This is a genomic window from uncultured Microbacterium sp. (assembly GCF_964244775.1).
Taxonomy (GTDB): Bacteria; Actinomycetota; Actinomycetes; order Actinomycetales; family Microbacteriaceae; genus Microbacterium.
In genome coordinates this window covers 11,747-31,530 of the sequence record NZ_CAXTJR010000008.1, presented here as the reverse complement: position 1 = coordinate 31,530, position 19,784 = coordinate 11,747, and the positions used below count along the sequence as shown (strand labels likewise).

Below are 19,784 nucleotides of genomic sequence, written 5' to 3'. Positions count from 1 at the left end.
GTTCCAGCAAGACGCGCCTTCTTCCGCCGTGGCGACTGTCCTTCCTTCTCTTCGTGGTTTGGACGAACACCGCGGCGGGTCTCGAGCTCAGGAAAGCTGCCGAGTGAGCGAGCGGGCGATGGCCGCACCGGCCTCGCGCAGCCAGCGCGAAGGCTCGGCCATGGCGGCGTGTGTGCTCCCGGCGAGCTCGGTGAGCGAGATGGATGCGGCGAATGCCGCGGTGTCGGAATCCGGCGCGATGCGTCCTGCGATGAGAGCGACCGGCACGCCCTCCTCAGCGGCCACCCTGGCGACATGGGTGGGAGCCTTGCCCGCGGCGGATTGCCCGTCGAACGAGCCTTCACCGGTCACGACGACGGATGCTGCGACGAGCGCCTCGCGCAGATCGACGAGCTCTGCGACCGCGGCGGCGCCGGGAACGAGCTGTGCACCCCACGCGAGCAGACCGAAGCCCACACCGCCGGCCGCGCCGGCACCGGGCGTCTCGGGGTCGGCCGGAAGCAATGACGCAACCCGGGCCAGTCCCGCGTCGGCCGCGATGACCGCCTCCCTGTCCAGGCCCTTCTGCGGCCCGAAGACCGCCGCGGATCCGGATGCGCCGAGCATCGGGTTGGTGACGTCGGTCAGCACGATCACTCCGCCCTCCGGAATCGCCCGCAGGCCCGAGAGGTCGGCGGTCTCGATCGCATCGAGACCGCGCGCTCCGAGAGGAATGGTCGCGCCCACAGCATCCCTGAATCTGGCGCCGAGTGCGGTCAGCATTCCGGTGCCCGCATCCGTCGACGAGCTGCTGCCGATGCCCAGCACCAGGCGGGAGACCCCGTGGTCGAGCGCTGCGACGATCGCCTCGCCGAAACCGCCCGAATGCGCGTCGAGCGGAAGGAGGCTGCCGCTCAGCAGCTCGATGCCGGAGGTGGAGGCGAGCTCGACGATGGCGGTGCCGGCCGGAGCGTCGTCGCTCGGTGCGAGGAGAAGCCAGGATGCCGCCACGGGACGGCCGTGCGGGCCTGTGACGGAGATCGGCATTCGGATGCTGCCGGGAATCGCGGCGGCGAACGCGTCGAGGGTTCCTTCGCCGCCGTCGGCCATCGGTCGCGTCACGATCTGGGCCGTGCTGTCGACCGTGCGCCAGCCATCGGCGAGCGCGGCGGCAACGTCGGCAGCACCCAGCGACCCCTTGAAGCTATCGGGAGCGAGAACGATCTTCATGGATGGCTGCCGACCGACGCGGCGGAGGAATGACGTGGCCGTCGATCATGAAGTGCGGCATGCATGAGGCTGTCCGTTCCACGATCATGACGATGGGCAAGCGCTTTCCGCCCGCGTCTTCCTTAGTGTTTCATGCGCGACGGCCGTCCGCAAACGCCGTTCGAACCGAGTCTCCGGGTCAGGAGCGGGGGAGTTCCAGCACTGTGCTGCGAACATGATCCAGCGAGCGGGCGAGCGCGCCCAGCGCGACGGCCCGTGGCCCCAGGGACGACACCTCCAGGCGCGGCGTCGACAGGCAGAGAGTGGACAGCGCGCGCCGGAGCGGATCGATGAAAGCGCTGCCGGCGAGCGCGGCTTCGCCGGCGATCACGATCACCTCGGGATCGATCGTGAGCGCCGCCGCCGCCACGCCTTCCGCGATGTCGTGGGCGAACACCGCGACGGCGCCGGCCGCGACCGGATCGCCCTGTGCCGCCCGCAGGAAGATCTCCTCGATGGGTGGGGCCGGATCGAAGGCATCCCGCAGGTGCCTGGGTGCGAGTGCCCAGTCCACGTGCTCGAGGCCGCCGATCTCTCCGGCCGCTCCGTGGGCCCCGCGAGCGAGGTGGCGGTTCACGACGATGCCGGTGCCGATCTGGCGCCCGGCCAGCAGGAAGATGGCGTGCTCGATGCCTGCGAGGGCACCCCACTCGGCCTCCGCGAGCGTGGCGAGCTTCACATCGTTGTCGAAGAACGTGGTCTCGGAGGGGAATTCCGTCGCGATCAGTGCGGGGATGCCGGCGCGCAGCCATCCCGGCACCACGACCGAGTAGCCGATGGCTCCGCCAGGACCGACGATCGCCGGCAACCCGACGGTCGTGGCGAGCAGCCGGTCGGCGTTCGTCGCACCCAAAGCCCGGTCGACGACCGCGCGGATGGTCTGCCAGGCGGTCTCAGCATCCCCGTGGTCCTCGTACGAAACCTCCTCGGAGTGCACGATCGCACCCACGAGATCAGAGATCAGGCACGTGATCGCGTGGGGACCGATATCGATGCCCATCAGCTGACCGGCACCGGAGTTGAAACGAAATCGGCGCGCGCGCCTGCCCGCACGGCCAGGCGTCCGTTCGGCCGCCCCCTCCACGACCCATCCTGCGGCGATCAGCTCGCCGAGTACGGTTTCGACGGTGGGCCGCGTGAGCCCCACTGCGCCGCTCAGGTCGGAGACGGTCAGCGTCTCGCTCTGCCCGTGCAGCGCCGTGAGCACTTGTCGGGAGTTCAAGTCGCGCAGCCCGGCGCCGCCGCTGCCGACGAAGCGGCTCATCCGATCTCCTGTCCGCGCCTGACGGTGATCAGGGGCATGTTCCCATCCTTGCGTGCGCGGGCTCACCCATCGCTCAGTGCGGCGACGAGTTCGGAGATGTGCTCTGCCCGCTCCTGGCGAGTCTGCGGCCGGCCGGGTATCCCGGGCCGCCGTTGCCACGGCCGAGGACCCGCGGCGTCACGATACTCGACACCGAAAGCGCGCAGGCGGGGCAGGTGCTCGACCTCGAGGCGGGCAAGGAACTCTTCGACGTCGCCCTCCGCACCTGACCACAGCACTTCGGCGATCGCGCACAGACGGGGGAAGGAGAAGTAGTCGAGCGTGCGAGGCGAGTCGATGTACTCGGTCCAGATGTTCGCCTGACCGCCCAGGATGTGCGTGGCTTGCTCGGCATCGAGGCCGGCCGGCATCGGGTCGAAGCTGTAGGCGTCGCGCACCGTCAGCGGGATCGATACGGGGATCGGCTCATCGGGGTCTTCGGACTGCCGATAGTCGAGATAGGTCACGTCATCCGGGCAGGAGACGACATCCACTCCGCGGCGAGCCGCGACGGAGGCTCCCGTCATCCCGCGCCACGACGCCACGACGGCTCCCTCCGCGAGGTCTCCCTCCAGCAGCTCGTCCCATCCGAAGATCCGTCGCCCCCGCGCGCCGATGTGCGCGGCGAGGCGCGCGACGAACCACGACTGCACGTCGCCCGGATCCACCAGGCCGAGATCACGCATCCGCTCCTGCACTCGAGCGTTCGCGGCCCATTGATCGCGGGGGCACTCGTCGCCGCCGACGCCGACCCACGGCCCCGGGAAGAGGTCCATCACTTCGTCGAACACGCCCAGGAAGAAGTCGACCGTCGACTCCTCCGCGTTGAGCACGTTGCCGTTGATGCCCCACTCCGTCCACACCGGCAGCGGTTCATCGCTCATCCCGAGCTCGGGGTAGGCCGCGATCGCAGCCTGCACGTGCCCGGGCGACTCGATCTCGGGGATGACGGTGATGAAGCGTGCTGCGGCGTAGTCGACGATCTCACGGATGTCGTCCTGCGTGTAGTAGCCGCCGTGCGGTCGCCCGTCGTGCGGCCCTGAGCGGTCGGCGCCGATGGGACTCTCGTGGCGCCACGCGCCGATCTCGGTGAGCCGGGGATAGCGGAGGATCTGGATGCGCCACCCCTGGTCGTCGGTGAGGTGGAGGTGCAGGCGATTCAGCTTGTGCATCGCCATGAGGTCGAGGAAGCGCAGGACGTCGTGCTTCGGGAGGAAGTGGCGTGCAACGTCGAGCATCGTTCCGCGCCACGCGTAGCGGGGCTCGTCCGCGACCTCGACGGCGGGGATGATCCAGGGCGCCGCGCGCACACGCCCCCGGCGATGCACGTCGGCGGGAAGCAGCTGCAGCAGACTCTGGCATCCGTAGAAGACTCCCGCGGGGCTCCCTCCGGCTATCGTCACTCCGCTTTCGTCGACGCTCAGCCGGTAGGCCTCCACACCCAGATCGGGAGCGATCTCGAGCCGCACGGCACCCGCCTCGTCGATCGGCAGCGAGAAGCCGGTCGAAGGGCGCAATCGGTCCTGAAGCCACCCCGCGACCGGCACGAGCGCGCCCGCGGCGCGGATCGATGCGCCGGGCTCGAGGCGGAATCCGGGCGTGGCGGCGTCAAGAGCGGTGTCGCGAGCGGCACCAATGGCAGCAGTGCGCGCACGGGGGAGGAGCATTCGTTCAGCCCTTCACGGCGCCGGCCGACATGCCGGCGACCAGGTTGCGTTGGATGATCAGGAAGAAGATGATCACGGGCAGTGAGAACAGCACCGAACCGGCCATCTGACCGCCCACGTCCGTGCCGGTCGTCGGCGTCGTGAACGACGCCAGCCAGACCGGCAGCGTGTACATCGCCTGGTCTTTCATGAACGTGTAGGCGACGAGGTAGTCGTTCCATGCGGCGATGAAGGCGAAGATGCTGGTCGCGATCACACCGGGCGCGACCAGCGGGAAGAGGACCCGAGTCAGGATGACCCAGGTGTTCGCACCGTCCACCATGGCGGCCTCTTCGATCTCCTTCGGGACGGCGAGGAAGAACCCGCGCATCACCCAGATCGAGAAGGGCAGGACGGCGGCGACGTAGGCGAGCATCAGCCCGAAGAAGTTGCCCAGGAGCCCCGCGGCGTTGAACAGGAGAAATGTCGGGATGAGCAGCGCCGTGCCGGGCAGCATCTGCACCGCCAGGATGACGACCATGATCGTGCGGCGACCGCGGAAACGGAATCGGCTGACCGCCGCCGCAGCGAAGAACCCGAGGGCGATCGAGAGGATCACCGTGCCGCCCGCCACGACGATGCTGTTGCGGAGGTCGGTGACGAAGCCGGTCTGAGTGACGGCGACGATGAAGTTCTCGATCGAAGGATGCGTCGGCACGAACAGCGGCGTCGGGGTGAGGATCTCGCTCCGCGGCTTGAACGCGGTGTTGATCATCCAATAGACGGGGAAGATCCACACGATGCAGAACGCGATCGCGATCGAGTTCGATGCCCACCGCGGCGCGCGCCGGCGTCGAGGGGTGACGGCACGCGAGAGATTCGCGCTCACAGGTCTTCCCCCGATCGCAGCAGGTTGCGGATGTAGAACGCCGTCAGCACGAGCAGGATCAGCGTCGTGACGACCGAGACCGCAGCGCCGTTGCCGAGCTCGAAGCCGACGAAAGCGGTCTTGTACGTGTAGATGCCGAGCGTCGTGGTCGCGCTGTCGGGACCGCCCTCGGAGATGAGCCAGATCTGATTGAACACGTTGTAGTCCCAGATGATCGACAGGATGGTGATCAGCAGCAGCGTCGGGCGCAAGAAGACCAGGGTGATCTGGCGATAGATCGCCCAATCGCCCGCGCCGTCGAGACGGGCGGCCTCGTGGTACTCGGCCGGCACCTGAATCTCGGCGGCGTACAGGGTGAGGGCGATGAACGGCACTGCTTGCCACACGATCAACGCCCAGATGCTCAGGAACGCGAGGAACGGGCTCTCCGACCACGCCACGTCGGTGAAGTCACCGAAGACGCGCAGCTGGGTGATGAGCCAGTTCATGACGCCATAGCCCGGCTGAAAGAGCCAGTTCCACACCAAGGAGGACGCGACGTTCGGCATCGCCCACGCGCAGATGAGCACAATCGTCATGACGTAGCGCATGACATTGCCCAGTCGGGTCATGAGATGCGCGGCGCCCATCCCGATGACCACGCTCCCTACGACCATCGCCACCGTGAAGGCGACGGTCCTGCCCAGCGACCACCAGAACTCCGGCTCGGTGAAGATATCCGCGTAGTTCTCGAGTCCCACGACCGAGAACGCGCCGATGAAGAGTGAACGCTGGTCATAGTCGGTGAGCGAGAGGAGTACGAGCAGCACGATGGGGAGGATCGTCACCAAGCCCATGACCACGCCGGCCGGAGAGAGCAGCCACAGCGGCGCCCGCGCACCCTGCCCGCTCCGCACCGGTCGGCGGCCGGTACGGCGGGGTCGCGTGAGAATCTCGCGCTGCACCGCCGTACCTGCTGCTTCAGGCAGCGTGGTCGTCATCGCCTCGGCCCGTCGTGCTGCGGGTACGTCTCATTCAATTGTTGAGAACATCGGCGAGGTGCGCATCGAACGCCTTCGCGGCATCTTCGACGCTCTTTGACCCCGAAGCCACGGCGCCGAACAGATCGGCGATGCTCTTGTCGCCCTCGATGGTCGGCCAGTTGGCCGCCGCGGGGGTGGCCTTGGAATTGAGCGCCGCAGCGAAGAAGCCCTCCTGCAACTCGGTCAGCCCTGAGGCTTGCGCCGCTTCCACGGCCTCGGTGCTGTTCGGGATCCAGCCGTCCACGCCGAACACGTATTTGTTCTGGATGTCGGGACTGCCGGCGATCTTCGCCCACTGCAGAGCCAGGTTGGCATTCTGCGACTTCGCGGCGATCCCCCACACTGAACCGCCGAGCATGGCGGGCTGCGCTTTCCCGGAGAGTCCGGGGAAAGGGAACGTCCCGAGTTGGTCAGGCGTGATCGCAGGATTGATCTTCTGGATCCCGCCGATGCTCCCGCCGGAACTCAGGATCGCCGCGGTCTTGCCGTCGGCGAAGATCTGGTTCTGATCGGGCGTGATGTTATCGAGCGTGGCGGAGGCGCCGGAAGAGTAGGTGTTCTGGAATTCTTTGAACCGTTCCAGGCCTTTGATGCCTTCCGCGGTGGAGAAACCACCCGTCCACGTGCCATCCGACGAAGTCGCAATCTCTGCGCCGGCATCCCACACGAATTGGATGGTCGACTGCCAGTACTGACCCGGGTAGTAGAACGGAGAGAAGTCGGCCGCAGAGCTTTTCGCCGCGATGGCGTCGAGGTCTGCGGTCAGCTCTTCGTAGGTGGTGGGTACCTCGGTGATGCCGGCGTCGGCCCAGAGCGTCTTGTTGTAGATCACGGCGCGAGTTCCGGCGAAGCCGGCAACGGCGTAGAGCTTGCCGTCGATCGTCGCGGGCTCCTCCAGCCCCGCGAGCCACGTCGCGCCCTGCTTGATGTCGTCTGCGTACGGAGACAGATCGAGCAGACCCCCTTTGGCGGCATAGCCCGGCACCTGCGTGTTGCCGATGTCGATCACGTCGGGTGGCGTCGAGGTGGCCAATGCGGTGCTGATCTTCGTCGTGATGCCATCCCACTGCTGGATCTGGAGGTCGACCTTCGCTCCGGTCTGCTCGGTGAACGCGTCATTGATCGCCTGCAGGGTCTCGTCCTGGTAGTCGCCCTCCATCGCCCAGACGGTGAGGGTCTTGCCCGCACCATCGGCGGTGGGGACAGGGCGCGGGCCGTCGCCCTGTGGTGCTGAGCCGCCGCCGGAGCAGCCGCTGAGAGCCAGGACGGCGGTGAGTGCGAGCGCGGTGACCGCGATGTGGGTCCTTGCCATGGGTTAACTCCTCGTGTGATTCTGCGGTGAAGTGCATGAGAGGGCTGGTAATGCGAAAAGTAAACCCTTTTCATAATGTGTCTGTCAAGATCCATTCGCGACGCGCGCACAGGCGTCTCCACTCGTCATTTCGAAAAATGGGAGCCGCAATTGGCAAAGACCTTGCTTTACTCCGCGTCGCTCGCACGCTGGCTGGGTCTGCGATATCGCCATTGGGCCCTGGGCCGACGACCGCGAACCATTGCCGAGGTGCATTCGTGGGCGATGGCGAACATGCGCCGACGACGCTATTGCGTCGTCGTAACGGTCTCGGACGGAGTCGCATCAGCACGAGTCGTCGAGCCGTTCCACCCCGATCGAGACGGTGTGATCCGTTTCGGAACCGACCCGAGAAGCCGAAAGGTTCGCGACATGGTCGAAAGCGGAACATGCTTGCTCGTCTACGAGGACGACCGGCGCCGCTCGTGCGTCAGCGTCGAGTGTTCGGCGAGCATCGAGCCGCAGATGTCGCGACCGTGGTTCAAGGCGGCGTGGTCGGCGTTCTGGCCCGAGGGCCCTGGAGAGGACTATGCGGTGATCCGCTGCGTTCCCCGGGCGATGGAGGTCTGGGCCGGCCTCGCGGTCATTGCGCCCGCTCCCTTCGGCCGTCGCTCAGTGCGGCTGGAGCGCCGCGACGGAGAGTGGGTGGCGCCGGAGTTCCCCACGGCCGGGTGACGGCCGAACTTACAGAACTGGATCTGGTATTTCAGACCCCCGGAGAACCAGAGTGGTCGGTAGAACGTAGGTGCGGCGTGGCGTCTCGGCGTGGGCGATGCGTTCGAAAATGATCTCAGCGGCTTTACGGCCCATCTCGGAGATGTCCTGACTCACCACTGAGACAGCGGGTTCGCCCAGCTTTGCGGCCTCGAAATCGTCGAACCCGATCATCGGCAGGCGTCGTCCGGTCTCGCGAAAGGCGAGGAGCGCGCCGACCGACGCACGGTTGTTCGCGGCGAAGATCGCATCGACATCGGCGTCGAGCAATTGCGACACGGCGGCCGCAGCATCCTCACTGCTGTGGGCGGCAGACACCACGATGCCGTCGTCCACGGGGATGCCGCGGGCAGCGAGCGCCTCGCAATAGCCGCGGTACCGCTCCCGCATCGTGTAGATGCTGAGGGCGTCTCCCACGAATGCCACCTTCTTGGCGCCGTTCGAGATCAGCTCCTCGGTCGCGCTCCTCGCGCCACCGACGTTGTCAGCGAGGATGATGTCGGCCTGGGGGAAATCGACGGGACGGTCGATGAAGACGACCGGGGGGATCGGACCCGGCAGGGTATTCCAGTCTCGACCGGGTTCACGGGGCGGAACCACGATGATGCCATCCACGCGTTGCTCCATCAGCCGCTCGACGAAGCGGTCGTGCTTCTCGCCGATCTCGTCGGAACTCGCGCTGATGACGAAGAAGCCTTGATCGGCGGCGTAGGTTTCGATCGCCTTCGACAGGGTCGAGTAGTACGGGTTCGAGATATCGCTGATGATGAGCCCCAGGGTTTTGCTCGTCCATCCGGGGCGGATGCTCGCCGCCGCGAGATTACGGCGATACCCCAACGACGCGATCGCATCGGCGATGCGCTGGGCGAGCACCGGGTTGATGTTCGTCTGCCCATTCACGTAGCGCGAAACAGTCTTCAGAGCGACGTTGGCCTCGCGGGCAACATCGTTCATGGTGGGCGAATCGCTCATGGGCCTCCGCAACGAATGAGTGGCTATTTCCTATGAGCATAGCCAGGACGGAAGTTTTGATATAGACAACGTTGTCTGGCCGTGTGTAGGGTGATCGACACCCGGTGGGCCTGATCCCCGGCCGCCCCATCTCGTGCCACGGCACCCGCCCAGGAGTACTGCTCAATGCATCGACGCGACAGCGCACACGACTACATCTGGGAGATCGGAAGCGGTGGCGGACAGCATCCCGCGCTCGTTGATGGCATCTTCGTCGACGGGGCGAGCGTCGCTGCCCCTATCCGCCTCGGCGACCCATCTGGCCAGAATGGCTGGCCCCGGGTGCACCCGGGACCGCTCAACGAGAGCACCGGATTTCGAGAGCTGACCGCGTCCGTGGAGTTCTCGCTCGAGAGCCCCGACCACGATCTCGTGCTCGAGCTCGACGCGCGTGGGGGGAGCGGTCCGTGCCCTGACCTTCGAATCACGGTCAACGGGAGCGACGGCCTCGCGCTCATGCTTCAGTCGCGGACCGACCGCGCCCACGCACCGATGCCGCCGAACCCCACCGCCGGGGTGGTGAGCCGGTCGATCACGATTCCGGCGTCGCTTCTTCGCGACGGCATAAACCGCATCGACGTCACGACGATCTCGCTCGAGCCGGCAGACCCGGCCGAACTCGTGGCGCAAGTACGCCCCGATCTTGGCCACTGGTTCGGCAGCACACTCGTCTGGCACCGGTTGGCGCTGCGTGCGACGAGCGGCACCCCCGTCGACCCGATCGTCTCGGTCGAGCCGCTGCCGCTGTACGTCCAGGCCGAGGATGGCGAGCTTCGAGAACTGGTGGATGTCGTCGTGCGCGATGTCGGGCCGCTGGGTGGCGTCAGCGTGAGTGCCGATGGGCCGATCGAAGCGCATTGGATGCCGGCAGTAGCGGGCTACGTGTTCGGCGACATCCGCTGGCGACTCAGCGTGCCAGACCCAGCCGGGGCGTTCGAGGTGCGGGTGCGCGTCGCCACACCCACCGGCGTGACCGAGAGCAACCATGACTGCACTCCCGCCCGAAAGTGGACTGTGCACCTGCTGCCCCACGTGCACCTGGATGTGGGGTACACCGACCTGCAGGCGAGGGTCATCGAGCTGCACAGCCGCAACCTCGACAAGGCGCTCGCCCTGACCGAGCGCGAGCCCGACTACCGGTTCGCGATCGACGGCTCGTTGATCGTCGAAGAATATGCGCGCACCCGCACACCGGGCCGGTTCGGCCAGCTGCTCGACGCGCTGCGGGACGGCACACTCGGCCTCAACGCGTTCTCGGTCGAGCTGCTCACCGGCGTCGCCGGCCTCGAAGATCTCTATCGTGCGATGTACACGTCGGCGGCGCTCCGCCGCGAGCACGGCGTGCCGATCACGTATGCCAACGTCACGGACGTGCCGACCTACAGCTCTGCCCTGCCCTCGATCCTGTCGGCGGAGGGCATCGACGGGTTTCTCGCCATGTCCAATCACACGCGGGGTGGAACCGCCGACAGCGATGCGCTGCACCTGCTCAGTCCGGTGCGCTGGCAGGGCCCGGACGGCAGTACGGTGCTGTCGTTCTTCAGTGACTGCTACACGCAGCTCAGGTTCACCTGCGCAGACCCCGCCACCACGGTCGGCATTGCGCAGGGGCTCGTCGAAACCCTGCGCAGGTACGAGCGCGACGACTATCTGCCGACCCACTTTCCGCTGGTCGGCACGAATGCCGACAACGAGGACCTCGGCGGTGGTTACGTCGATCTCGTCGCCCGCTGGGAGCGCAGTTACGCCTGGCCGCAGATCACGTTCTCGACAGCTGAGGAGTATTTCGATGCGGTTCGGCCACTGCGGGATGACCTGCCGCTCTGGACCGGCGACGGCGGAAGCTTCTGGGAAGACGGGGTGGGCACGCAGGCCATCTCGACCGCAGTGAATCGGCGGTCGCAGGCGCTGCTGCCCGCCGCCGAGACCATCTCTGCTCTCGCGGCGATCGGCATCGAGGCGGCCGTGCCCGACATCAGGCGCCTCGACGAGGCGTGGGCCTGCGTGATCATGGGGTCGGAGCATACGTGGACGGCCGACACGTCGACGGCGCACGCCCGGTCTGACAAAGAACGGCGGTTGCTCGAGTGGACGGTGGAGAAGATCGCCCACGGCTCGCGGCTCGCGCAGGATGAGCTGGATCGCGCGCTCAGTCAGCTCGCCGATCAGATCTCGGTCGCCGGGCTGCCCGCGATCCTCGTCGTCAACCCGCTCAGCTGGGCGCGAGACGTCTGGATCGAGATCGAGATCGCCCTCGATGCGACGATCACTGACAGCGATGGGGAGGATCTGCCGCTGCAGATGCTCAGCGCGTTCGACGGGCTGCGTCGGGTTCGCGTGCGGGTGAAAGACGTTCCTGCCTTCGGCTATCGGATGCTGTCGGCATCGCACGGGCACTCTCCGCTCGCCGTCTTCGCTCACGATGCCGAGCCGGCCATCGCTCTGGATCGGGATGCTGTCGAATCGGCGCTCCGCCAGCTCCGCGAGGAGGGAACCGCGCACTACCTCGTCGATGTCGATCCGGACACCGGCGCCATCCGGTCCCTTCGCCACAAGGGCCTCGATCGCGAAGTGCTCGATGCCGACGTGCCGTGGCGGCTCGGCGACGTGCTTTACGCGGCGGGCGGCGGAAGCGCCGAGCTTCGCGGCCTGGGCACCGAGACGAACAGTCTGTACGACTACGACCCCCTGCTGCCTCCGGCGCAGATCACCGTCGACCGTGGGGCCCTCTCGTTGCAGAATGCCGCAAGAACTCCATGGGGTTGGTCGATCACGACGACGGGCAGCGGTCCGACCCTGCGCGAGATCCGGGTGGAGGTGGATCTGTTCGACGACGACGACCGCGTCGAAGTGCGAGTGGAATTCGAGAAGGAAGCCTGCCTCGCCAAGGAGTCGGTCTACGTGGCCTTCCCCTTCGCCGTCGATGAACCGACGCTCAGGTACGACCGTCAACAGGGGTGGGTCGATCCATCCCGCGATCACTATCTCGGGGCCTGCAACGAGTGGTTCACCGTGCAGAACGCGGTCACGGTGTCGTCGCCCGACGTGAGCGTGGCATGGGCGTCAGCCGACGCACCGCTCTTCAGCTCATCCGACATCGTGCGGGCGACCTGGCCGACCCGATTCCACGCCGCCAACGGCTCGATCCTGTCGTGGGTGATGAACAACTACTGGTTTACGAACACGGCCTCGAGCCAACAGGGCCGCATCGCTCTGCGCTACGCCTTCCGACCTTCGGCCGACCTCGACTCTGCGGCGGCCGCGAAGCTCGGGCGCGCGCTGCGCACCCCGGGGCTCGCCTCGACACTGCTGCAGAACGACCGTGGCGATAAGTCGCCCCGGCCACTCGCAGCGACCGGATCTCTGATCGACGTCGATAGTCCGGAGAACGCCGTCGTGTCGGTGTTCGCGGGGAGGAACGCATCTTCACTGACCATCCGCGCGCTCGAGACTGCCGGTCGACCGGCGCGCGTGATCGTGCAGATCCCTGCGGCGTTGCGAACGGCAGGCGATGTGAAGGCCGTGCTGCTGACGCCGACGGAAGACGAGATCTCGCCGCTCGAGGTAGATGATTCCGGCGCCGTGACTGTCGACCTTGCGCCGTTCGAAGCGAAGTCGATGGGGCTGGGAACCCGCGGGTAGGAAGCAACCCGTCCGGGTCGCTCTGTCGCGGTGGTTCAGGGGTGGCATTCCTGCGCTTCCTAATGTCACGGGGAGCGGATAGGGTTACGAATGAAACATCGTTGTTTCATCCGACGAAGGAGTCTAATGTCTCACCAGTCACCTCCTCGCCCCACGCGGCGTTCGCGCAGCAAACTTCTCGCGCTCATGCTGGCCGCCGTTCTCACGTGTATGACCGGAGTCGTAGCACTAAGCCCGTCCGAGCATGCCGAAGCGGCAGTTGGCAGCGGCGTAACTGCCACGATGGCCGACTACTGGGCGGGCAATGCCGAGTGGGTGTATCAGCGCCGGGACAGCCAGACTTCCACAGGAACCCCGGGCTACTTCGAGGGTTCGAGCGTCCGCGTATCCGCCGGAGGAACGTGGTATCTGTTCAGCCGTTCCAAGACGGCCGTGTTCTGCTCTTTGGGTATCGTCGTGCGCTCGTCGACCGATCAGGGCGCGTCGTGGTCGGCACCGACCCAGGTCGTCAATCACACGGCGGGAACTCCTTACTCGTGCATGGCGACGGACGGGGCACCCTACTACAACAGCGCGGCGAACAAGTGGGTCCTGATGTTCCAGTGCTACGACGGGACGAGCTGGAAAGGATGCTACGCAGAACGTAGCGGGGCGAGTCCGATGGGAGCCTTCACGCCCGCCGCGACAGCGAAGGTCACATCAGGACAACTATGGGACCAGATCTGCAACCAGCCCACGGACGACTGCGTGTCGATTCCAGGTGCCGCTGGTGTCGTCGGGGACGAGGGCACGTGGGACATCTTTGACTTCGACGGCACGTACTACTGGGTAGCCTTCCACGGATTCGATGGAACCAACGGCTATCGCGGCATCGCGAAGACAACCAATTTCACCACGTGGATCGCGGGCGACCCGGCGCAAGGCGTTCCGACGGACGCATTCTTCGACCGCAACGACTCTCAGTCGTGGCGGGAGAGCTGGTCGAGCGGTCAATCCATCGGCGGTGGGCACGGCTCCATCTACAAGGAAGGCAGTCAGTACTATCAACTGATCGAGGGTGCCGACCTCACCCTGAATTGCGTCAACAACCAGAACTGGGACTTTGGGCTCTATCGCTCTACCAGTCTCAGCGCGACGAGTTGGACACCCATCCCGGCGGGCAACCCCGTGCTCTACTCGGGGCGGGCCGCGAATGAGCCAGGCGGCAACATCATGCCCTGCAATCTGCAGTACACCTCGCTTTTTAAGGACCCGACGACAGGGTTCATCTGGATGACCTACGGTCGGAGTTCAACCGCAGAACCCACCACCGACGCCCTGTATTGGTTCAGACTCGAAAAGACCGGCAACCTGCTGAAGAACTCCGATCTCTGGCGCGCAAACACCGACAGCTATGCGCGAACCGGCACAGGAACCAACTGGGCGGTGAACCGGCTTCCGGCGAATTCGGTCGACGGCACCCCGTACCTGAGCGTCAATTGCGGAGGGACGTGCGGCGCAACGAACTCCGTGTACCAGGATGTGCCGTTCACCCCATCGGGCCAAACCACGGTGAGCGCCAGTGTCAAGGCGCTTAAGGAGAGTGGTACAGGCAACATCGCCTTCACTGTCTTCCAGCTCAATTCCTCGGGTGGCGTGATCAAATCAGACTCGTACACGATCAATGCGACGAGTGCCTGGAGCACGTACCCACTCACGGGCACGCTAAACAGCGGGACGAAGACGTTGCGATTCCAGATGTACTTGAACGGAAACGCGACATTCCGGGTCGACGACCTGTCTTTGAGAGTCTCGTAAAACGAGGGTGGGCCGGCGTCGCTATAGCGCCGGCCCTCCTGACCTTGCAAGACGGTAACGACTCCGTACCAGCATTGCGAGGTGTTGGCGTCGGCTCGATCAGTCATGAATGACGGCCTGGCGCGCAATGGACTATCACACGACCTTTGCAAGCAGACTGCGCGTCACGAAACATCGTTTTCACCGGGACATTTACTATCGAAACCGCTGTCCGATGTGTACGCTTACTGTGTGGGCGAAGCTGAAGCCTTTCATCGGGCCTCATCGTCGCTTGCTGGTACCCGGGGGGGGCGCTTCCTTCACGCGTAAGTCAGCGACTCCACCTTCAAATGGAGCAGGCATCAAGGGGGGGCAATGGCGCACGTGGTTGAAACGCTTCGAGAGCCTGAAGCGGTGATTGCTTGCCATGCACTAGCAATTTATGGTGACCCACCCATTTTGTCTTCAGCGCCATACGAAGACGCGGGGATCGTGCGCGAAGCGGCCGACGAGGTAGCAGAGATCGTCCGCAGTGGACGAACTTGTTACTGGGGCGGCGGTCCAAAAGCCCGTGAACTTGAGGCGAGTTTCGCCAGGCTCACCCATCGGAAGCACGCCTTCTTCCACAGCTCCGGTTCATCGGCACTCATCACCGCCGTCTTCGCGACCGGAGCTGGGCCAGGGCGCCCGGTCGTGATTGGGAGTTCAGGGTTCGTGGCGGCCATCAATGCCGTCTACCACAACCGTGCGCGGCCAATTTTTCTTGCCACAGATGAACGAACCCTTCAGGCGACCCATCTTGGATCTGTCGAGTTCGGCAGTGAACAGCCAGCGGCCCTCCTGCTGACTCATTTCCTCGGAAATGTGGTGGACGTGCCGACCATTGCATCCAATGTGGCCGCATCGTATGTGATTGAGGACGGTGGACAGGCGCACGGGGCCACTCTCGACGGAGTGCCCGTCGGGTCCATGTCCGACATTGGCTCTTTCGCGGGCTCACATAAGAAGCTGGTTACCGCCGGGCAAGGCGGAATCAACGTGTGTGACGCAAGCGACCTTCTGGCACGGATGCGCATGGTAGGACATCACGGAAAGTCCGCTCGGGGCGTTGGGGAAGTGCCCGGATACAACTTCCGTGGCGGCGAGATGGAGGCCGTTCTCGCGTTGTACGCGATGCGCGAGCTCGCGGATCGTGTGGCGGCAAGGAATGCCACCGCTGAAGCCATCCAAGATGTGCTGGACGGTGCTGGCATCGTCACCGCTACCCCGATCTCGGGCCGTGCCAAGCCAGCCTGGTTTGACGTCGCGATCGTTCTGCCGCAGGAATGGGGACCGCATCGAGACTGGCTCGTGACGGCGTTGAACGCCGAGAACATACCGGTTGCGTCGTACCCCTCGCTCATCGAGATGCCGTGGCTCAAACCATGGATGCAGAGCGAAGGCTGGTGGACAGATTTCGAGGAGGACCTGCAGCGTTCCGAGAAGGAGCTATGGGGGCGAGTAATCGTCATCGGCACGCAAATGTCTCCCGAGGATGGGCGTCGGTGTGGACGAGGCATCGTCGATGTCCTGACGGGCGCACGAGGTGCGACGAAGTGAGCGCCGTCTCACGGTCAGAAACGTTTGCGGATCTCACGCAGTTCGAGATCCGCGCGCTTGAAGCGACATTCAATTTTGCTGACGCACATACGCACCAGAGGCCCTCTGAGGGCGAGCAACAGATCGTCGATTCACTGCCCCAACTCTGGGAGCAGGCCCGTACGCGAACGCAAGGCGAAGTGGATCGGCAGTTTCTCGACACCTTCTTCAGCTTTCACGGACAGGTTTCGAGGGTGGGGTGTGAGACGCGATCTTTGCTCTCGTATGCGGCGTCCATTTCGATGTCGGTCGTCGCTACCTATTTGCGGCTTCAGGGGATGAGTGCGACCCTGATTGAGCCATGCTTCGACAACCTTCATGACTTACTGGTCCAGAACCAGATCGAGATCAACGCCATCGACGAAAGCGTCGTGAGCAGGGCCCCCAACGTATACGCGGCTCTTTGCGAGTCGAACATGGGGGACGCACTCATTCTCGTAGACCCCAACAACCCCACGGGTGAGTCGATGTTCGCTTACGACTCGAACCGATTCGCTGCTCTGGTAAAATTCTGTGTGGACCGTGGAGTTCTCTTGGTGCTGGATTTCTCCTTCGCAGCGGCCCTGATGACAGGCGGAGGGAATCGGCGCCCTGACGTCTATGACTATCTCGACCGCACCGGAGTGTCGTATTTCACAATTGAGGACACCGGCAAGAGCTGGGCCACCCAGGATCTAAAGTGCGGGATCCTGACAATGAGTGAGGATCTCTGGCACGCGACGCGAGATCTCCACACAGGGGTGATCTTGAATGTCTCGCCGGTGTCCCTGCTCGTCAGTGCCGCATTTGTGGCGCACAGCAGTGCACTACCTCGCACGCCGCTCGCGTCCCTGTGTAACTCCAACAGGCTATTCCTCCGCACCCAGCTGGAGGGCACGAGGCTCCGCGTTCGCGAGCCACAGGTGCCAGTCAGCGTGGCCTGGCTTTCGATTGAATGCGGGGCGGCAGCAGAGGATACCCAACGCGAGCTCGCCACACTCGGAGTTCATGTACTGCCGGGGACCCACTTCTATTGGTCGGATCATGAGCGCGGGGAACACTTCCTCCGCATAGCTCTTGCGCGGGACAGCGCGACGTTCGCGCAAGGCGCGTCGATTATCGCGGACTATGCGCGGAACGGCGTGGCATGAGGTTTACCGGGGTGTTTGCGCCCCTCGTATCGCCTCTGGCCGCAGACGGGCGCTTGAAGCTCGGCGACGTGAAGAAGCAGATGAACTATGTGCGGCCCTGGGTGCACGGTTTTGCACCCGCCATTGGCTGTGGAGAAGGTTGGCTCCTCAAATTCGACGACTGGCGAGCGTTGCTCGACTGCGTGGTCGCGGAAGCGCTGGGGATGCCCGTCATCGCAGGATGCAACGCGCAAAGTTGGGACGAACTCAGCGCCCGTGTCAGCTACGCGGCCACCAGCGGCGCAACCGCTGTGATGGTGGCTTTGCCGACGGGGCTCGGTGAAGAATGCAGCCACGAAGAAGTTCTTCGCAGATTCTCGGGGCTCCGGCGCACCGTGGAAGCGACCATGCTCTTCTACTGGGAACAGTTCATTTCGGGTCGTTCCCTCACCGCCGGGCAGTGTGCGGAAATCTGCGATGTCCTTAATGCGGTCGCTGTGAAGGACTCGATGCATTCACCGGCCGCCACCCGTGAGCTCAGAGACCTTCGTGAGCGCGTCGTGATCCTGCAGGGGTGGGAAGACCTGCTAGGCATCGAGCTACCGGTTGATGGATACATCGGTCCCCTAGCTCTCCTCAGCGGTCTTCCCCGTCGCTGCTTCGATCAGTCTGCAGGCTGGGACGGCGTTGGCGAGGAGGCGAAGGCGTTCGGGCTGCTCGGATCCGACTACGTGGTTCTTGTCAAGAGCGAGCTACGGAGGCGAGGCGTCCTGTCCGGACACGTCAGTCACACGGTGTTGCGATGAGCATGACTGTGCTTCGAAGCATGAGAACGGCCATCGCGGGGTCCGGTGCCACCGCTCGGCTAGCGATGACGATGCCGCCAAGCGACTATCTACAGGTTGCCCTGACCGTCGGGCTCAGGGTTCTCACCTTCGGCGTTCTCGTCGGAGTGTGGACAAGTATCCCTGTCGCACAACTAGAGGCCAGTGGGACAACCCTGCCGGCGATACTGACCTACACGGCTGTGGCGCAGGCACTCGGCCCCCTCCTCGCTCCCCGTACCACCTTGGCTGACCACATTGCAAACGGATCGATTGCAGTTCGTCTACTTTGGCCAATGAGTACCATCTCGCAGTTTGTCAGCGAATGGGCAGGGCTCGTCCTGCCCAACGTTGCCCTCGGAGTGCTTGGGGTCGGGGCGGCCGCATGGGCGCTCGGGATAGACATCCTCCCGAACGGGAACATTCCTATTGTGATCCTCAGCATTCTTCTCGCTATCACCGTAGGGATAGCAGTGGACTTCGCATTTGCCCTTCTCACAGTGCGACTCAACAATGGAATCTGGTTTGTGAACTCCATCCGGGCGGCGACGACATCACTCATCTCCGGTTCGCTCATCCCCCTGAGCATCATGCCATGGCACATCGGCGAGGTTCTCGCGGCGCTGCCTTTTGCCGCCATGGCATTCGCTCCTCTCCAGGTCTACGTGGGCGCCGGAGACCCTGTCTATTGGCTGCTCGTACAGGGGTCGTGGGCGCTCGTGTTGTGGGTTGCGCTGTTCTTCTGGGCGCGGTCCTCTCGAGACGATGTGGTGACAGCCGGTGGTTAACTCCTTCGGAAGTTTGCTGCTTGCCAACGGCCGGCTTGGTCTCGAACCCTTTCTTCGCGGAGGATGGCAGGCTCTTGGGTGGGTGGTGGGTGAGACAGTCATTAACCTCAGCACCGTAGCGGCAACTTTCTTCCTGGCGACCCGGTTCGATTCCATCGGCGGCTGGGGGGTAAACGACCTCTATTTCATGCTCGGATTCGTTCTGGTGGCTCGCGGCGTCGCGAATGTGTTCTCAGGCAGAAACGTCCTGATGATTAGCAGAAAGATCGCCCGCGGCCAACTGGACCACGTCCTAACTCAGCCTCTTCCCCTGTGGAAAGCACTTGCCGCGGAAGGGTTCAGCCCGTTCGACCTCGCAGTGACCCTGGCGCTGGGTATCGGGGTTCTCATAGCTACGGTTCCGAATTCGTCAGCATCACCGTCCGTCTACTGGTATGTGATCCTCGCACTGAATTTGGCGGCGTCCGTGATTGTCGTCGTCAGCTACCAATATATGTGGGGCTCGCTCGCGTTTTACGCCCCCCGTGGCGCGGAGGAAGTGAATACAACGAGCTTCTCAGTGACCAATTCCCTGTCGGGCTACCCGCTCGACGCGACCCCTTTGCCCGTGAAGGGCATTCTTCTCTCCATAATTCCCGTTGGCTTCATCGGATGGCTTCCGAGCAGATCGCTTCTATACGAACCCGTTGGATTCGGCCCTTGGCTGACGCCCGTTTTTTCCATCATTCTCGCTTTGCTCACCGTCTTCGTATTCAGAAAGGGGCTGAAACGGTATGCCCACATCGGATCCGGCCGTTACTCAGACTGGGGACACCGTCGTTGA

General features: G+C 64.5%; 15 protein-coding genes. 8 read left to right on the top strand and 7 right to left on the bottom strand.

Going from position 1 to position 19,784, the window contains the following annotated elements:
- Nucleotides 1-87 precede the first annotated feature (87 nt).
- From ACFE6Z_RS12910 to ACFE6Z_RS12885, 6 genes are all read right to left on the bottom strand, one after another.
- On the bottom strand, nucleotides 88-1,209 hold the full coding sequence (locus tag ACFE6Z_RS12910) for a glycerate kinase (protein ID WP_375386095.1): 1,122 nt from the start codon (nucleotides 1,207-1,209) through the stop codon (nucleotides 88-90).
- Nucleotides 1,210-1,387: 178 nt separating this feature from the next.
- A complete protein-coding gene (locus ACFE6Z_RS12905; RefSeq protein WP_375386094.1) occupies nucleotides 1,388-2,512 on the bottom strand; it encodes an ROK family protein in 1,125 nt (374 codons plus the stop codon).
- A gap of 62 nt (nucleotides 2,513-2,574) precedes the next feature.
- Nucleotides 2,575-4,218, bottom strand: a complete 1,644-nt coding sequence (locus ACFE6Z_RS12900; protein WP_375386093.1) for a beta-N-acetylhexosaminidase — start codon at nucleotides 4,216-4,218, stop codon at nucleotides 2,575-2,577.
- Between the two features lie 4 nt (nucleotides 4,219-4,222).
- On the bottom strand, nucleotides 4,223-5,086 hold the full coding sequence (locus tag ACFE6Z_RS12895) for a carbohydrate ABC transporter permease (RefSeq protein ID WP_375386092.1): 864 nt from the start codon (nucleotides 5,084-5,086) through the stop codon (nucleotides 4,223-4,225).
- A complete protein-coding gene (locus ACFE6Z_RS12890; RefSeq protein WP_375386091.1) occupies nucleotides 5,083-6,066 on the bottom strand; it encodes a carbohydrate ABC transporter permease in 984 nt (327 codons plus the stop codon). The genes ACFE6Z_RS12895 and ACFE6Z_RS12890 overlap by 4 nt, the downstream gene beginning before the upstream one ends.
- 34 nt (nucleotides 6,067-6,100) lie before the next feature.
- A complete protein-coding gene (locus tag ACFE6Z_RS12885) occupies nucleotides 6,101-7,420 on the bottom strand; it encodes an extracellular solute-binding protein (RefSeq protein WP_375386090.1) in 1,320 nt (439 codons plus the stop codon).
- A gap of 75 nt (nucleotides 7,421-7,495) precedes the next feature.
- Between ACFE6Z_RS12885 and ACFE6Z_RS12880 the strand changes: the two genes are divergently transcribed.
- On the top strand, nucleotides 7,496-8,134 hold the full coding sequence (locus ACFE6Z_RS12880) for a pyridoxamine 5'-phosphate oxidase family protein (RefSeq protein WP_375386089.1): 639 nt from the start codon (nucleotides 7,496-7,498) through the stop codon (nucleotides 8,132-8,134).
- Between the two features lie 9 nt (nucleotides 8,135-8,143).
- Here ACFE6Z_RS12880 and ACFE6Z_RS12875 read toward each other — a convergent pair whose 3' ends face one another.
- On the bottom strand, nucleotides 8,144-9,145 hold the full coding sequence (locus ACFE6Z_RS12875) for a LacI family DNA-binding transcriptional regulator (RefSeq protein ID WP_375386088.1): 1,002 nt from the start codon (nucleotides 9,143-9,145) through the stop codon (nucleotides 8,144-8,146).
- Between the two features lie 165 nt (nucleotides 9,146-9,310).
- On the opposite strand from ACFE6Z_RS12875, the gene ACFE6Z_RS12870 reads away from it, so the two are divergent.
- From ACFE6Z_RS12870 to ACFE6Z_RS12840, 7 genes are all read left to right on the top strand, one after another.
- Entirely contained in the window at nucleotides 9,311-12,826 is a 3,516-nt protein-coding gene (locus tag ACFE6Z_RS12870) for a hypothetical protein (RefSeq protein ID WP_375386087.1), read from the top strand.
- A 282-nt stretch (nucleotides 12,827-13,108) separates the two neighbouring features.
- Nucleotides 13,109-14,623: a sialidase family protein gene (locus tag ACFE6Z_RS12865; protein WP_375386086.1), complete on the top strand. Its 1,515-nt coding sequence runs from the start codon at nucleotides 13,109-13,111 to the stop codon at nucleotides 14,621-14,623.
- Between the two features lie 354 nt (nucleotides 14,624-14,977).
- Nucleotides 14,978-16,201, top strand: coding sequence for a DegT/DnrJ/EryC1/StrS family aminotransferase (locus ACFE6Z_RS12860; RefSeq protein WP_375386085.1), 1,224 nt, complete (start codon nucleotides 14,978-14,980; stop codon nucleotides 16,199-16,201).
- The gene (locus tag ACFE6Z_RS12855) at nucleotides 16,198-17,370 is read left to right on the top strand and encodes an aminotransferase class I/II-fold pyridoxal phosphate-dependent enzyme (protein ID WP_375386084.1); all 1,173 of its coding nucleotides are present in this window, start codon (nucleotides 16,198-16,200) and stop codon (nucleotides 17,368-17,370) included. Before ACFE6Z_RS12860 ends, ACFE6Z_RS12855 begins: the two co-directional genes overlap by 4 nt.
- Entirely contained in the window at nucleotides 17,367-18,155 is a 789-nt protein-coding gene (locus ACFE6Z_RS12850) for a dihydrodipicolinate synthase family protein (protein ID WP_375386083.1), read from the top strand. The genes ACFE6Z_RS12855 and ACFE6Z_RS12850 overlap by 4 nt, the downstream gene beginning before the upstream one ends.
- Nucleotides 18,152-18,961, top strand: a complete 810-nt coding sequence (locus tag ACFE6Z_RS12845) for a hypothetical protein (RefSeq protein ID WP_375386082.1) — start codon at nucleotides 18,152-18,154, stop codon at nucleotides 18,959-18,961. The genes ACFE6Z_RS12850 and ACFE6Z_RS12845 overlap by 4 nt, the downstream gene beginning before the upstream one ends.
- Nucleotides 18,954-19,784: an ABC-2 family transporter protein gene (locus ACFE6Z_RS12840; protein WP_375386081.1), complete on the top strand. Its 831-nt coding sequence runs from the start codon at nucleotides 18,954-18,956 to the stop codon at nucleotides 19,782-19,784. The genes ACFE6Z_RS12845 and ACFE6Z_RS12840 overlap by 8 nt, the downstream gene beginning before the upstream one ends.